At 59.0% G+C, this 13972-nt stretch carries 13 protein-coding genes; 8 read left to right on the top strand and 5 right to left on the bottom strand.

Features of this window, described 5'->3' with window-relative positions:
- Nucleotides 1-136 precede the first annotated feature (136 nt).
- Genes SIAM614_RS01440 through SIAM614_RS01430 form a run of 3 tightly spaced genes read left to right on the top strand, consistent with a single transcriptional unit; the run spans nucleotide 137 to nucleotide 3307 of the window.
- Nucleotides 137-727, top strand: coding sequence for a TRAP transporter small permease (locus SIAM614_RS01440; RefSeq protein ID WP_006931448.1), 591 nt, complete (start codon nucleotides 137-139; stop codon nucleotides 725-727).
- Nucleotides 727-2220 carry a TRAP transporter large permease gene (locus tag SIAM614_RS01435; protein ID WP_006931447.1) on the top strand — a complete coding sequence of 498 codons (1494 nt, stop codon included), beginning with the start codon at nucleotides 727-729 and terminating at the stop codon, nucleotides 2218-2220. Before SIAM614_RS01440 ends, SIAM614_RS01435 begins: the two co-directional genes overlap by 1 nt.
- Before the next feature lie 28 nt (nucleotides 2221-2248).
- Nucleotides 2249-3307 carry a TRAP transporter substrate-binding protein gene (locus SIAM614_RS01430; protein ID WP_006931446.1) on the top strand — a complete coding sequence of 353 codons (1059 nt, stop codon included), beginning with the start codon at nucleotides 2249-2251 and terminating at the stop codon, nucleotides 3305-3307.
- 95 nt (nucleotides 3308-3402) lie between these two features.
- On the opposite strand, the gene SIAM614_RS01425 is transcribed toward SIAM614_RS01430, so the two are convergent.
- Complete coding sequence (locus tag SIAM614_RS01425) at nucleotides 3403-3885, bottom strand: tetratricopeptide repeat protein (RefSeq protein ID WP_006931445.1); 483 nt, start codon at nucleotides 3883-3885, stop codon at nucleotides 3403-3405.
- A 3-nt stretch (nucleotides 3886-3888) separates the two neighbouring features.
- Between SIAM614_RS01425 and SIAM614_RS01420 the strand changes: the two genes are divergently transcribed.
- The 3 genes from SIAM614_RS01420 (at nucleotide 3889) to metG (ending at nucleotide 7932) form a co-directional block, all read left to right on the top strand.
- Entirely contained in the window at nucleotides 3889-5205 is a 1317-nt protein-coding gene (locus SIAM614_RS01420) for a cytochrome-c peroxidase (RefSeq protein WP_229597927.1), read from the top strand.
- Nucleotides 5206-5231: 26 nt separating this feature from the next.
- The gene (locus SIAM614_RS01415) at nucleotides 5232-6227 is read left to right on the top strand and encodes a YeiH family protein (RefSeq protein ID WP_040438742.1); all 996 of its coding nucleotides are present in this window, start codon (nucleotides 5232-5234) and stop codon (nucleotides 6225-6227) included.
- A 184-nt stretch (nucleotides 6228-6411) separates the two neighbouring features.
- Nucleotides 6412-7932, top strand: a complete 1521-nt coding sequence (metG, locus tag SIAM614_RS01410; RefSeq protein WP_040438906.1) for a methionine--tRNA ligase — start codon at nucleotides 6412-6414, stop codon at nucleotides 7930-7932.
- Between the two features lie 83 nt (nucleotides 7933-8015).
- Here the strand turns inward: metG and SIAM614_RS01405 are convergent, their stop codons facing one another.
- From SIAM614_RS01405 to SIAM614_RS01390, 4 genes are all read right to left on the bottom strand, one after another.
- Complete coding sequence (locus SIAM614_RS01405) at nucleotides 8016-8903, bottom strand: hypothetical protein (RefSeq protein WP_006931441.1); 888 nt, start codon at nucleotides 8901-8903, stop codon at nucleotides 8016-8018.
- Between the two features lie 275 nt (nucleotides 8904-9178).
- Nucleotides 9179-10057: a 4-hydroxy-tetrahydrodipicolinate synthase gene (dapA, locus tag SIAM614_RS01400; protein ID WP_006931440.1), complete on the bottom strand. Its 879-nt coding sequence runs from the start codon at nucleotides 10055-10057 to the stop codon at nucleotides 9179-9181.
- A gap of 144 nt (nucleotides 10058-10201) precedes the next feature.
- Entirely contained in the window at nucleotides 10202-10486 is a 285-nt protein-coding gene (locus SIAM614_RS01395) for a YciI family protein (RefSeq protein WP_040438740.1), read from the bottom strand.
- A 40-nt stretch (nucleotides 10487-10526) separates the two neighbouring features.
- Nucleotides 10527-11120 (bottom strand): TetR/AcrR family transcriptional regulator, encoded by a 594-nt coding sequence (locus SIAM614_RS01390; RefSeq protein WP_006931438.1) that lies wholly within the window; start codon nucleotides 11118-11120, stop codon nucleotides 10527-10529.
- Nucleotides 11121-11658: 538 nt separating this feature from the next.
- Here SIAM614_RS01390 and egtB point away from each other — a divergent pair.
- Together egtB and egtD are read left to right on the top strand one after the other, a co-directional pair.
- Nucleotides 11659-12924, top strand: a complete 1266-nt coding sequence (gene egtB, locus SIAM614_RS01385; RefSeq protein ID WP_208983867.1) for an ergothioneine biosynthesis protein EgtB — start codon at nucleotides 11659-11661, stop codon at nucleotides 12922-12924.
- On the top strand, nucleotides 12924-13871 hold the full coding sequence (egtD, locus tag SIAM614_RS01380; protein ID WP_040438903.1) for an L-histidine N(alpha)-methyltransferase: 948 nt from the start codon (nucleotides 12924-12926) through the stop codon (nucleotides 13869-13871). Before egtB ends, egtD begins: the two co-directional genes overlap by 1 nt.
- Nucleotides 13872-13972 lie beyond the last annotated feature (101 nt).

Raw genomic sequence — 13972 nt, 5'->3', positions numbered from 1 at the left:
GCCCGTCGTGGAGGAACGTGACGGGCCTTCTGTTTCAGGAGATCGCAGAAGACCGCTTCGCTACTTTAAACAAGATCAGCTTTCCGGTTCTCATGTTCGCGCACATGGTAACCAGTTGGTCCAGGGAGGAGCCCGGATGGGCATTTTGCTGGCGGTTCTTGCACCGCTCGACTTCGTCAATTCGCTGCTGTTGCGAATTGGCCGGGGCATCGGCATCGTTGCCGTGGCTCTGATGGTGATCGCGATCCTGGTTCAGGTCGTGTTCCGCTATGTCTTCAATAATGCCCTGCCCTGGCCGGACGAAGCAGCCCGTTTCTGTATGCTCTGGATGACCGGACTGATGGCGCCAACCGCGTTCCGAAGAGGCGGTTTCGTTGCCATCGACATGTTCACCCATTCCCTGCCTCGCATCGTGGGCAGCGTCATTTCGCTGCTCCTTCTGCTGATTTCGCTCCTGGTGCTCGTCGTTGCCCTGAAGATCGGATTTTCCGAGGTCACAGGCTTCGGTGGCCGTTTCGCGACCGCCTCCCTCTACGTACCGGCCAATCTCTCCTTCAGCGAATGGATCCGTGTGCCGCGAAGCTGGATGATGGCGTCCATCCTCGTCGGGGTCTTCCTGCTGACGCTCGTCAACATCGAACTGATCCTGCGCAATATCATCGCCAGTTTTGGTGGTGTCGACCGCATGCCGGTCATTCCCGACCCCGACATGGCAGGAGCTGACTGATGCTGATCTGGTTCCTTCCCGTCTTCCTCGTTTTCCTGCTGATCGGACTGCCGGTCTTCTTCGGCCTTCTGGCGGCCCCTGGCCTGCTGCTTTGGCTGAACGGGCAGGAAAAAGACATCACGCTGCTTTACCGCAACGTCTACAACGGCATGGACAGTTTTCCTCTGATGGCGATTCCGTTCTTCATGCTCGCAGGCGAGCTGATGAACAAGGGCGGCATCACCATGCGGCTGGTTGAATTCAGCCAGGCATTGATGGGACATCTGCGCGGCGGCCTTGCCCATGTGAACATCCTGTCGTCGATGCTGTTTGCCGGTCTCTCCGGGTCTGCCGTTGCCGACACCTCCGCCCTCGGGTCGATGCTGATCCCGGCCATGGAGAAGCAGGGCTACACAAGGCGTTTTGCTGCTGCAATCACCGCGGCAAGTTCCGTCATCGGCCCGATCATTCCGCCGTCGGGCATCATGATCATCTATGCCTACGTGATGGGAGAGAGTGTTGCCGCGCTGTTCCTGGCAGGTATCGTCCCCGGCGTCATGGTCGGTATCGGCCTGATGCTCATGGTCAAGTTCATGGCCAACAAATACGATCTGCCAAAAGCGCAGAGGATCGTCAGCCCCGGCCAAACCCTGGCACCGGTGGAATACTGGTTCTCCTTCATCGTACTGCGGGCAAACCTGGCCGCCCTGTTCACGGTACTCGCGGATCTCTTGATAGGCCTGACCGGGTTCGCGCCTCTTTCCACCACGACTTCCTTCATCCTGTTCGCGGTCTTCCTGGTGGTCTCCCACATGCTTCTCTGGAGCCTCAGAAGTGCCGTCTCGCCGGATTTCCGGGTCGTGTGCAAGAAGGCCGTCGCTCCGTTGCAAACGCCGATCATCATTCTCGGCGGTATTCTGCTGGGTGTCTTCACGCCGACGGAAGCGGCAGCGGTCGCGGTTGCCTATGCGCTCGTTATCGGTTTCTTCGTTCTGCACTCCATCAAGGTGTCCGAGATCCCGGGTGTCCTGAACAGGGCCGGCATAACCTCTGCAGTGGTGCTGCTGCTGGTCGGTGCCGCGATGGCCTTCAAGACCGTCGTCAGCCTCAGCCATGCGCCCGAAATCATGGCGGAGTTCGTCCTGACCCTGTCGGAAAACCCGCTGATCCTGCTGTTCCTGATCAACCTGCTGCTGTTCGTGGTCGGCATGTTCCTGGACGCAGGCCCGGCGATCATCATTCTCGGGCCGATCCTCGGACCGATCTTCGCCAACCTGGGCGTCGATCCGATCCATTTCGCCATCATCATGAGCGTCAACCTGACCATCGGTCTGGCGACACCGCCAATGGGTCTGGTGCTCTTCGTTGCGGCTTCGGTTTCAAGAGAACGGGTTGAAACCATTGCCAAGGCCATCCTGCCGTTTCTGGCGGTGGAAATCGCGGTGATCTTCCTGATCACCTACATTCCGGCACTTTCGATGACGATCCCGCGTCTGACCGGATTTGCCAACTGATCCTGAGCTTTTCAAAGGGAGGAACCTAATGCTCAAAACTGCACTGAAAACGCTCACCGTCGCGGCGATGCTAGCCGGATCGTCGCTGAGCGCGCTTGCCGCGGACTACACGCTGCGCGCAACCGCCAATTCGAACGAAAACGACGAAGACTACGACGGCCTCGTCGTTTTCAAGAACTTCGTTGAAGCCGCCTCCAACGGTGCCATCGAGGTCGAACTGTTCATCGGCACGCAGCTTTGCTCCAACGGCGCCGAATGCCTTCAGGGCATTTCCGACGGTGCCATCGACATCTACATCTCCACCTCCGGCGGTGCAGCGGGCATCTTCCCGTATGTGCAGGTTCTCGACCTGCCCTACATGATGAGCGACGACCGGATTGCCGAGCATGTCCTGTCCGGCGAATTCACCCGCACCATGCGCACCATGGCGCTGGAAGATTCCGGCGACACCATCCGCCTGATGACCATTGGCAACACCGGCGGCTGGCGCAACTTCGCCAACACCAAGCACCGCGTCGCCAAGCCGGAAGACCTGAAGGGCCTGAAGATTCGCACCGTGGTGGCCGACCTGCCGCAGGAACTGGTCAAGGCGCTTGGTGCTGCTCCGACGCCGATCCCGTGGCCGGAACTGTTCACCTCGCTGCAGACCGGCGTTGTCGAAGGTTCCAAGAACGGCATCACCGACATCATGGGCATGAAGTTCCCCGATGCCGGTCTTCAGTATGTCACCCTGGACGGGCACGCCTACATGGGCGCCCTGTGGTGGATGAACAACGAGAAGTTCATGTCGATGCCTGAAGACCTTCGCCGTGTCGTGGTAGATGGTTTCTATGCCCTTCAGCAGGCAACCTTCGCCTCGCCGAAGCGCAAGTCGATCAAGGCCTATGAGGACTTCGTGGCCGGCGGCGGCGATCTCTACGTTCCGACCCCTGAAGAAAAGGCAGCCTTCAAGGAAGCTGCCGCGCCGGTCTATGACTGGTTCAAGGGTAATGTCGGACGTGGCGGCGAGATCTTCGGCGCTCTGGAAGAAGCCGTGGCTGCGGCCGAAGCCGATATCAACGCCGATCGCTCTGCCGATCTGAATTGACGAAACACCGTGTCACGCCCTGCTCAAGCGGGGCGTGACACATTCTGCCGCTGCGCCGCGACGGCATCTCCTGGCGTCCCGGCTAGAACAGACCTTCAATTGAACGGATACATCCAGACCTTGTAATCGCCGACCAGGATATGCGCCTTCTCAATCTCGTCTTTGGTCATCTTCTTGACCACCTCTTCCAGAGAGATAGCGGCGTCGGGGTCTCCCCCGATGGCAGAGAGCGTGTACCACATGTAAGCCCGTACGAGATCCGGCGCGGGCATGCCCCGGCCGACCTCATAGTACCAGCCGACGCCGGACTGGGCTCCGGGATGGCCCTTCATCGCGCTTCTGAGATACCACTCGAACGCCCGCTGGTCGTCGCGCTCGACACCCAGCCCCATGGCGTACATCACACCGATCAGTTCTTCCGCATCCGCGTTGCCAGAGCGGGCGGCGGGCCAGAGTTCCTTCATCGCTTCTTCGTATCGATTGGCCTCCATCAGGTCGCGCGCGGCTTCGATTTCGGCCTGAGCAGAAGCCGTGCAAAGCCCAAAGGCGAGAAGAGCGGCGGTCAGCGTGGTCTTCATATCTTGCGATTGCTCCCTCTGATGTTCGGCCTGTCGGCACCGGCTGTTTCCGCCGAACTGCCACCGCCTCTGAAACAGGACGACTTCATCGCCTTCGACAGCAAGCAGGCAGCGCTCGGCCAGTTGCTTTTTTACGACAAGATCCTCTCAGGCAACAGGAATATTGCCTGCGCCACATGCCACCATCCGAGCCTTGGCACAGGTGACCGGTTGTCGCTGGGCATCGGCGAAGGTGGCGAAGGACTGGGGCTGCAGCGGAGTGCCGGAACCGGCGACAGCCGCATTAAGAAACGGATTCCGCGAAACGCTCCAGGTCTCTGGAATTTGGGGGCAAAAGAGCTTCACGTCTTGTTTCACGACGGCCGTCTGTCGATTGCCGACACCTTCGAGAACGGCTTCAATTCGCCGGCCGAAGAATGGCTGCCCACGGGTTTCAATTCCCTGCTCGCAGCCCAGGCCGTCTTTCCGGTAACGGCCCAATTCGAGATGGCTGGCAACCCGAAGGAAAACGAAGTCGCGGGAGCCATTTACGACCGCATCGACAATGCCTGGCCGATCCTGGCCAAACGGGTCCGCATCATTCCCGAATATGGCCGCCTGTTTGTTGAGGCGTTCGACCATATCGACGCCCCCGAAGAGGTCACGATCGTTGAAATCGCCAACGCGCTGGCGGCTTTTCAGGCGGTCGAATGGCAGAGCTTCGACAGCCCATTCGACGCGTATCTCGGCGGAGATGAAACCGCTCTCGGTCCGGCCCAGAAGCGCGGTCTTGAACTTTTCTACGGCAAAGCCGGATGCTCCTCGTGTCACTCGGGCAAACTGCTCAGCGATCAGAAGTTCCACGCCCTGGGCCTTCCGCCCTTCGGCCCGGGCCGCACGCGCAGCTTTGATCCGATGGTCCGCGATGTCGGGGTGATGGGCGAGACCGACCGCCTTGAAGATGCCTACGGGTTCCGGACCCCGATGCTGCGGAACGTCGAGCTGACGGCCCCTTACGGGCACAATGGCGCTTATCCCACACTGGAAGGGATCATCCGGCATCACCTCGACCCCGACGGGATGCTGAAGGCCTGGAAGCCGGAAACCGCAGCCCTTCCTCAGGCACCGTGGCTGGAAGCCATCGATTTCGTGGTCTGGAATGACGCTCGTGAGATGGCGCGCCAGGCCCGTTTCAGGGATATTGAACCTCTCTCCCTTTCGAATGCGGAGATTGCCGATCTGGTGGCTTTCCTGAAAAGCCTGACCGGCTCGCAGTCTGTCACGTCTCCGCCCTTCGGCATTCCTGCCACTGTCCCGAGCGGCCTTCCGGTCGACCGGTAAACATCAACAAGGATTTAGAGCTTTTTATGGTTAGTCCATTGAAAGACCAGGCAAGCCGCCTGTTCCCGGGTATTGCGATCGCCGGGCTTGTCGCCATCGCCGCGCAGTTCCTCAATGAGCATTACGGTGCGCCGGCCATGCTGATGGCCATCCTGCTTGGCATGCCGCTGAACTTCCTGTCGGAGGAACAGCGCACGGGCGAAGGCATCGCCTTTGCAGCCCGCACGTTGCTGCGTATCGGTGTTGCCCTGCTCGGTGTGCGCATCAGCGTGGAAATGGTGCAGCAGTTGGGCCTGCCGTTTCTGCTGCTTGTTATCCTCGGCGTTCTGGCCACCATCGGTTTTTCGCTGCTGATCGGCGGGTTGTTCGGCCGGGACAGGTTGTTTTCATTCCTGACCGGCGGAGCCGTCGCCATTTGCGGCGCTTCGGCAGCCATGGCCATCGGCTCGATCCTGCCCAAGCGCGAGCATGCCGAACGCGATCTTGCCTTCACGGTGATTACCGTGACTGTCCTGTCCACGCTGGCGATGATTTTCTATCCGATCCTCACCTCCTCCCTCGGCCTATCAATGGACGCGACCGGCGTCTTTCTCGGTGGCACAATCCATGACGTGGCCCAGGTCGTGGGTGCTGGTTTTTCGATCTCCGAAGAAACCGGAGACCTGTCGACGCTGGTGAAGCTGATCCGCGTCACCATGCTGGCCCCTATCGTGCTGGTGGCCGCACTCATCCTGCGCAAGAGTTCGGAACCGGGCAGCGCCCGTCCGCCGATCATGCCGGCGTTTGTCGTGGCCTTTCTTGTGCTTGCAGCACTCAATTCATTCGGCTTCATTCCGGAAGTTGCCAAGGAAGCCGCCGGTCATGTTTCCCGCTGGGCGCTGCTGGCGGCAATTGCGGCTGTGGGCATGAAAACCTCGATCCCGAAACTTCTGGAAGTCGGTGGTCCGGCCATCTGGATGCTTGTCACACAAACGGCGTTTCTGGCGCTCTTCGTCATCGGCGGGATCTGGTTGATCGGCTGATCTTCTCATCGGCCTTCCGGCACCCCATATCAGCACGTGAAACCCCGGTTCTTTTCAAGGGCCGGGGCTTTTCTTGTGCGGGCGAGTATGGAATATAGCTCGCACCTCTTTTGGCGGAACGGCAAATACGCCGGGACAAGCCGGACCGGACTTGTTTCCGCCCAAACATTTCGAAAGCGTTTGGATGAAAAGCTACATCACCACCCCGATCTACTACGTCAACGGTTCTCCGCATATCGGTCACGCCTTCACGTCCGTGATGGCCGATATCCTGAAACGCAACCGGCAGGCGCTGGGGTATGACATGATGCTGTCCACCGGCGTGGACGAGCATGGGCAGAAGAACCAGGAAGCTGCGGAAAAAGAAGGCATGTCCGTTGAGGACTACCTCGACATGCGCTGCGCGGAATTCCGGGCCGTCTTCGACCGGCTGGATGTGGCTTACGACTATTTCGTGCGTACCAGCCGCGAAGGCCACAAGACGGCCGTTGCCGGAATGGAGCAGTCGATCTTCGACAAGGATCTGATCGTCAAGAAGAACTACACCGGCACCTACTGCAAGGGCTGTGAAGAGTTCAAGAAGGAATCCGATCTGACCGAAGATGGTCAGTGTCCGCTGCACCCGACGATGAAGGTGGAGCAGACCGAAGAGACCAACTACTTCCTGAAGATGGAGCCGTTCCGCGCGCGTCTTCTGCAGCACATTGCCGACAACCCGGATTTCGTTCAACCCGAAGCGTTCAAGAACGAACTGAAGCAGATGCTGTCCGAGCCGCTGGAAGATCTCTGCATCTCCCGGCCGAAAGCCCGTGTGACCCTTGGTATCGAACTGCCGTTCGACACCGAGTTCGTGACCTATGTCTGGTTCGATGCGTTGGCGAACTACCTCACCAACATCAACTGGCCGGAAGAAGGCTACGAAAGCTGGTGGGCGGAATGCGAGCATCTGATCGGCAAGGATATTCTCAAGCCGCATGGGGTCTACTGGCCGATCATGCTGATGGCCGCTGGTCTGCCGCTGCCGAAGAAACTGTCCGTCCACAGCCACTGGGTTGGTGCGGGCGGCGTGAAGATGTCGAAGTCCATCGGCAACGTCGTCGATCCGATCGAGGTGATCGAGAAGCTGGGCGTCGACGCCTTGCGCTGGTACCTCGCCCGGCACATGCGTGCGGACAGCGACAGCCAGATTTCGGTCGACTTCATCACCCAGTCCTACAACACGGAACTGGGCAACAAGATCGGCAACCTGCTGTCGCGTGCGGCAAAGTTCTCCAAGGCCCGCTTCGACGGCAAACTGCCTGCCCCCGGCCCTCTGTCACCCGAGGATGAAGCAATCCGCAAGTCCGTGCTCGAGGCGACCAAGGGCATGGGCGAATGGATCAACCTGGCTGAAATACCGGCTCGCGTGCAGTCGATCATCACCGTCGCCGACGAGATGAACAACTACTTCGCCGAGCAGGCTCCCTGGGATCTGATCAAGAACGAAGAGACCCGTGAGCGCTGCCAGACGGTGATCTACGTGACGCTGGACAGCCTGCGCATCGTCATGGAAGCGCTGACCCAGGTGATCCCGGCATCCGCCGGCAAGGCGCTGGCCATGCTGAACGCCCCGGCCGTCGCCAGCCCGTGGAAGCCGGAGCTTGACCGGCTGGAAGGCAATAGCGATCTCGGTGAAATCGAGACACTTTATCCGCGCGTTCAGTAAGCCTCACCATAGCTTGAACAAAAAAGAAGCGCCCCAAACAGGGGCGCTTCCGAAGCCAGGCGGTGTTTACGCAAAATCTGCCTTCAACCACCACTCCCCTGCAGTTTCCGTTCCCTGCAATCTCGCCTGGAAATACCAATTTCAGCGACTTCGCGATCATCACCGTCGTAATATTCGTACCAGATATGCCAGCCGGCGATGGTTACGATCATTTCCGCGCAGACCGCGTCCATTGAGGCAGGCTTCATGGTTGTCTCCAACCACTCCTCCAGATCCTTCGCGCTGGACTGGGGCTCCGGCAATCGATAGGTGAAATAGATCGCCTTGTACTGCGGGTCGATGTCCGCACCCTCAAAGTTCACGGCACCAACCAATCCCGTGGGCGGCATGGCTTGTGCGGTGAAGCTGCTCCGCTCTGCGATCCGCTCGACACGCAATCGGATCAACTCCCCTCCTGCCAGAGAATTGATCTGCCCAAGAGACATGAAGACGGCGACGGCAAGAACGCCCACGAGGATACGTGCAATCTTCGATGAAGGTGTGTAGCGAGGCCGCTCTGGCGCCTCGCGTGGCGGCAGAAAAATCAGAAACAGATTGCCGATGGGAATGATGCCCAGAAGAGCGACCGCATGCCCCCTTCCCGCGTCCCTTGCACGCAGCACGGCAACCCATGCATAGGCGCAGCCGGCTACGAAAGAGACGGCGGCAGAGATCCAGGGCAAAAGGCCGGAAAAACCGTCCGGCAGATACCTGTAGGCGGCAAAAAGCAGTCCCAGCAATGTTGCCGACAGAAGAACAGCAATGGCTGCCTGCCAGACAACATACATCATGATGGAGCCGTGATTGCTGTTGATCGGCCTGTTTGCGAGCGGCTGGCGGTCATGGACAACATCAAACGCGAGGACGGCCAGAAAACCGGCAATGATCGCAAGCCAGTTCAACACGTCGGTGTTGACGTTTCCGGAACCCATGATGCTCTCCTACCGGGTGCAAGACACCTCATCAGTCGCAGGCTGGGGAGCCATTAAACCACAGCTTCGGGCAACATGACGTGATCCCGGGCACAAAGACCGGCCAGGAAACCGGATCGCTGTAGTCGTCGGAGGCGTTGGTGCTGGCGAGCGGCGCTGTCAAATAACGGCACTCTGCGCGGCACGGCGCGAAAAGAGCCATGCCGCTCGAGCGTGACGAACCTCTGATAATGTGAATTCAGCCCAGTGAGAGGACAGGCAAACGAGCAAATGCCCTAGAGAAGACCGGCGACTTCCATCGCCTTGTCGATTTCGCTGCGTGTTGCCTCGGTAACCGGGGTCAGCGGCAGGCGGACATCTTCCCTGCAAAGGCCCAGTCTGGACAGGGCGTATTTGGCGCAAGCAGCCGGCGGCTCCAGGAACATCGCCGAATGCAGTGGCAACAATCGGTCCTGATAGTCCCGGGCAAGGCCGAGATCTTCGGCAAGCGATGCGCTCTGGAATTCCGCGCAAAGGCCGGGTGCCACATTTGCGGTCACTGAGATACATCCTCGCCCGCCGTGGGCATTGAAGCCCAGCGCAGCGGCGTCTTCGGCACTGAACTGTAGAAACGCCTTGCCGCACAAGGCCCGTTGCTTGCTGACCCGCTCCATGCTGCCGGTGGCATCCTTGACGCCGATGATCCGCGGCCAGCGCGCCATTTCGGCCATGGTTTCCGGCAGGATATCGATCACGCAACGCCCGGGAATGTTGTAGAGGATGATAGGGATCGCGCTGTTGTCGTGAAGGACCTTGTAGTGGCTGAGCAGGCCCGCCTGGTTCGGCTTGTTGTAGTAGGGCGTCACCACCAGCGCTGCGTCTGCGCCGACGGCTTCAGCATGCTGAAGCATGTCGAGGGATTGTGCCGTCGCGTTGGAGCCCGTGCCGGCGATAACCGGAATGCGCCCTGCCACGATGTCGACGACACGTTTGATGATGTCCTTGTGCTCGATCTTGGAGACAGTCGGGCTCTCACCGGTCGTCCCGACAGCAACCAGCCCGTCGCTTCCCTCGGCTATGTGCCACTCAACAAGACGTTCCAGTGCTTCGATGTCGATACTTCCGTCCCTGAACGGCGTGACAAGGGCGGGAATGGATCCCTTGAGTTCGAGCATGTGGCATCCTCCCGGAGCCATGCTGCCAGCGAGCGCCGCCCCGTGTCCATCGATTGACTGGCGTTACCGATGTGCCACCAAAAGCTTGCCGCTGGCAACCAGCCTCGCCCCTGCATGAACACCTTCCTGCGATTGGCCTGGTGGTCAGGCCGCCAGAAACTCCAGACGATCAGCCAGCCGTGCGGGCGTAATTTCCAGTATTTCGGGTGTCACGACGCCTTCTGCGACGAAGGGATCCTCGGCAACAAAGCTTTCGAGTTTTGCCAGGCTGGTGCCGTGAGCGAGAATCCCGCCGCCCCGGTTCGGCTGCAAACTGCCAACCATCAGGAAATATCCCTCCTCAAACCCACGCTGGATCCAGGCCTTGTGCGCTTCCATCAGTTCGCCTGCCCGCGTTTTGTCTGCAAAAGTCAGTGTAACGACAAACATTTCCGTCTCCATGTAAGTTCATGTGAAAGGCAAAGGGGATTTACTGGCTGTGTTTCTGCTCCGGCCCGGCTGTGATGCCGTCCAGCCAGGTCAGGATCTTGGAAACCTCGCGCTCGACATAGGCTTTGTCCTTGAAGGCCTGGGCGAGTGTCGCAACGCCCTGGCTCCAGCCAAGGACATGCAAGGCATTGTCACGGGAGCTTTCGCCACAACCGAGTTCGCGAAACTGGCGCTCGAGCCAGTCGCCGAACAGAACCATGATCTCATTTGCCCTCTCTCTGGAGGGGTGATCGACCTTGGCGAGTTCCGTTGTCAGCGTGCCGACAGGACAGCCGTACGCCATGATCTTTGCCTGATTGACGATAACGATCCGGATAAAACATTCGATCCGTTTCTTCGCGCCGTCTGCCGTCTCGTCCCATTTGGCGAGCAGCTTTCTGCGATCCGACAGCCGCTTGTCGATGACCGCCTCCAGGATCTCGTCCTTGGTCTTGAAGTGGTAATAGAAATTGCCGCGCGAGATTTTGACCGCTGCGGCAATGTCGGCAAAGGACGTTTGCGCGAACCCCTGCGCATAGAAAAGGCTGTCCGCCGCATCGACGATCTGACGCCTTGTTTCAACTGCCGCCACCATATTTGCCTCCTCCTGCTTTCCCGCACACGCCTATAGGACAATTGCCCTAGACAACATTTAGGACGACTGTCCAATTTCGTCAAGGTCATTTGAATGCAGATGGAAAGCGCTTTTGAACACGAGGGCTCACAAACGCTTTGAGACGTTTCAGAGGCAGCAGCGCTGCGAATTCGTTCTGTCTCACATCAATGTGAAGCGCGGTTGCGGCAACTCCTGACACTCACTGTCAGTAGGTCTCATTTAGGATGCTTGCAGGCAGCGGCACCTAACCCGCGCGATCGCAAACCGAAAAAACGCCATCACCTTCAACGACTTGGTGACTTTATAAACATTCACCCATCAAATGATGAATAACTGAAACAATGTTCTTTTTGGTCAATGCCACGCAACCAACAGCTTTGATCGCGCATTTATGCACAGGGTGGGTGCGATTTTCGGCATTGGAATGCCTCGTTCGCTGCCTATCTAGAGACCGCTTGGTGGCAGACACAGGTTCGGCTGGAGGCTCAGCAGCCGGTTCCCGCGTGGAGGGATAGATATGACTTTGCTGGATGAGCGGATGCAGGAAGCACCGCGTTCCGACATTACGGACCTGTTCGATCAGGTCAGGGCACAAACACTCGCGCTCACCGCACCACTCTCTCCTGAGGACATGGGGCTGCAATCCATGGAAGATGCCAGTCCGCCGAAATGGCACCTGGCTCACACCACCTGGTTTTTCGAAGAATTCATCCTGAAGCCTTCGCTGCCCAGCTATCGGCCGCGAGACGATCGCTTCGCTGTCCTGTTCAATTCCTATTATGTGCAGGCAGGTCCGAGGCACACCCGGTCAAAACGAGGTCTGCTTTCGCGGCCGAGCGCAGCCAATGTGCTGGAATATCGCTCCCATGTGGAAGACGCCCTGCTCGAAGGATTGGCCCGCAACGCCTTTTCCCTGGAGCAGGACAAGCTTGAAGAGCTGATTACCCTCGGCTGCCACCATGAAATGCAGCATCAGGAACTGCTGGTAACCGATCTTCTGCACGCCTTTTCCTTCAATCCCCTGCTGCCTGCCTATGTCGAAGCAAAACCGGCTCCGGTCAGCGCGGTAGAAGATGCCAAGTGGGTGTCCTATGACGGCGGTCTTCTTGAAATCGGCCATCAAGGGACCGGCTTTGCCTATGACTGCGAAGGCCCGCGTCACAAGGTCTGGCTGGAGCCCTACCGGCTGGCGGATCGTCCTGTCACCAACGGCGAATGGATCGCCTTCATGGAAGACGCCGGATACACCAACCAGACGCTTTGGCTGATGGATGGCTGGGCAGTTCGGGAAAAGAACGACTGGGACAGCCCTCTTTACTGGTGGCAACAGGACGATCAGTGGTGGACCTTCACCTTGCAGGGCCCTCGCCCGGTCGATCTTGCAGCACCGGTTGTTCATGTCAGCTACTACGAAGCAGACGCCTTTGCCCGTTGGGCGGGACACAGATTGCCGACGGAAGCCGAGTGGGAAGCCGCGGCAGAACCAACCCGCATCGACGGCAATTTTCTGGAAAGCGGAGCGTTTCTGCCGGTTGGCCGCAGGCCTGGCCTCTGGGGGGACGTCTGGCAATGGACCAGCAGTGCTTTCAGTCCCTATCCCGGCTTCAGACCGCCCGAGGGGGCCATTGGCGAATACAATGGCAAGTTCATGGTCAACCAGATGGTGCTGCGCGGCGGGTCCTGTGCAACGCCGAAGGAACAGATGCGGGCCTCCTACCGCACGTTCTTCTATCCACACCAACGCTGGCAGATGCTCGGCCTGAGGCTGGCAGGAGATCAATGATGACCAAGCATGTATCCCCTGAGTCGCAGGCAGATTTGTTTCGAGACGACATTCTTGCCGGGCTGTTGAAAGACCGGAAGGTCATCAGCAGCAAGTGGCTCTATGACGATGTGGGCTCACATCTGTTCGAAGCGATTACCGAACTGGACGCCTATTATCCGACCCGCACCGAGATTTCGATCCTGGCGAAAAACGCAAAGAAATACCGCCGCCTTCCCGGTGCACGCGGTGCGATGGTGGAACTGGGCAGCGGATCGAGCCGCAAGACAGATCTGCTGCTGGACGCCTTTCCGGATCTGTCCGTCTATATGCCGGTCGACATCTCGGCCAACCACCTGAAAGCTGCCGCAGAACGGGTGCGCCGTGCCTACCCGTCTCTGGCGGTCATTCCAGTCGCCGCCGATTTCACGCAGCCCTTCGGACAGCTTCCGCTGCTGCCGGAATTGCCCGTGCTGATCTTCTTTCCCGGCTCCACGATCGGAAACTTCGAAAAGACAGAGGCAGCGGCGCTGCTTTCGAACATTCGTTCCGCCATGCCGGAGGCCAGCCTGATTATCGGCGTCGACCGGCCGAAGGACGCCAAGGTCCTGCAAGAAGCCTATGACGATCCGGCAGGCATCACGGCAGCCTTCAACCAGAATCTTCTGCAGCGGATCAACCGGGAACTGGACGGCAATTTCGATCTCGTTGCTTTCGCGCACAAGGCCATCTGGAATGTGAGCGAAAGCCGGATTGAAATGCACCTGGAAAGCCTTACCCAGCAGACGGTCTCCATCGCCGGTGAAACCATCGATTTTGCAAAGGGCGAGACGATCCACACAGAAAACTCGCACAAATACAGCGAGGACGCTTTTGAAGGCATCGCCCGTGAAGGCGGCTGGCAGATTACCGATGTCGACAGCGACGAGAACGACTGGTTCTCCGTCTATACGCTGCAAGCCGCATAGGCCGGACGGAGCAAACAAACGGGCGAGGCATCCGCTGGGAAGCCTCGCCCACGACCGAAGCAGCGCCTTTGCCTGAAAACCTATTCGATCTGGGCGTTGAA

It is taken from the genome of Roseibium aggregatum IAM 12614, from assembly GCF_000168975.1.
GTDB classification, from domain to species: domain Bacteria; phylum Pseudomonadota; class Alphaproteobacteria; order Rhizobiales; family Stappiaceae; genus Roseibium; species Roseibium aggregatum.
Note: the sequence above shows the minus strand (reverse complement) of the source record. Positions and strands in the feature narration are given on the sequence as shown.

Bases quoted from the DNA above. Each gene is read 5' to 3' on its own strand.
- SIAM614_RS01430 (WP_006931446.1), top strand. From the start codon at position 2,249: ATGCTCAAAACTGCACTGAAAACGCTCACCGTCGCGGCGATGCTAGCC.
- SIAM614_RS01405 (WP_006931441.1), bottom strand. From the start codon at position 8,903: ATGGGTTCCGGAAACGTCAACACCGACGTGTTGAACTGGCTTGCGATC.
- SIAM614_RS01395 (WP_040438740.1), bottom strand. From the start codon at position 10,486: ATGTTTGTCGTTACACTGACTTTTGCAGACAAAACGCGGGCAGGCGAA.
- egtB (WP_208983867.1), top strand. From the start codon at position 11,659: ATGACTTTGCTGGATGAGCGGATGCAGGAAGCACCGCGTTCCGACATT.
- SIAM614_RS01435 (WP_006931447.1), top strand. From the start codon at position 727: ATGCTGATCTGGTTCCTTCCCGTCTTCCTCGTTTTCCTGCTGATCGGA.
- SIAM614_RS01415 (WP_040438742.1), top strand. From the start codon at position 5,232: ATGGTTAGTCCATTGAAAGACCAGGCAAGCCGCCTGTTCCCGGGTATT.
- metG (WP_040438906.1), top strand. From the start codon at position 6,412: ATGAAAAGCTACATCACCACCCCGATCTACTACGTCAACGGTTCTCCG.
- SIAM614_RS01440 (WP_006931448.1), top strand. From the start codon at position 137: ATGGGCATTTTGCTGGCGGTTCTTGCACCGCTCGACTTCGTCAATTCG.
- dapA (WP_006931440.1), bottom strand. From the start codon at position 10,057: ATGCTCGAACTCAAGGGATCCATTCCCGCCCTTGTCACGCCGTTCAGG.
- SIAM614_RS01425 (WP_006931445.1), bottom strand. From the start codon at position 3,885: ATGAAGACCACGCTGACCGCCGCTCTTCTCGCCTTTGGGCTTTGCACG.
- egtD (WP_040438903.1), top strand. From the start codon at position 12,924: ATGACCAAGCATGTATCCCCTGAGTCGCAGGCAGATTTGTTTCGAGAC.
- SIAM614_RS01390 (WP_006931438.1), bottom strand. From the start codon at position 11,120: ATGGTGGCGGCAGTTGAAACAAGGCGTCAGATCGTCGATGCGGCGGAC.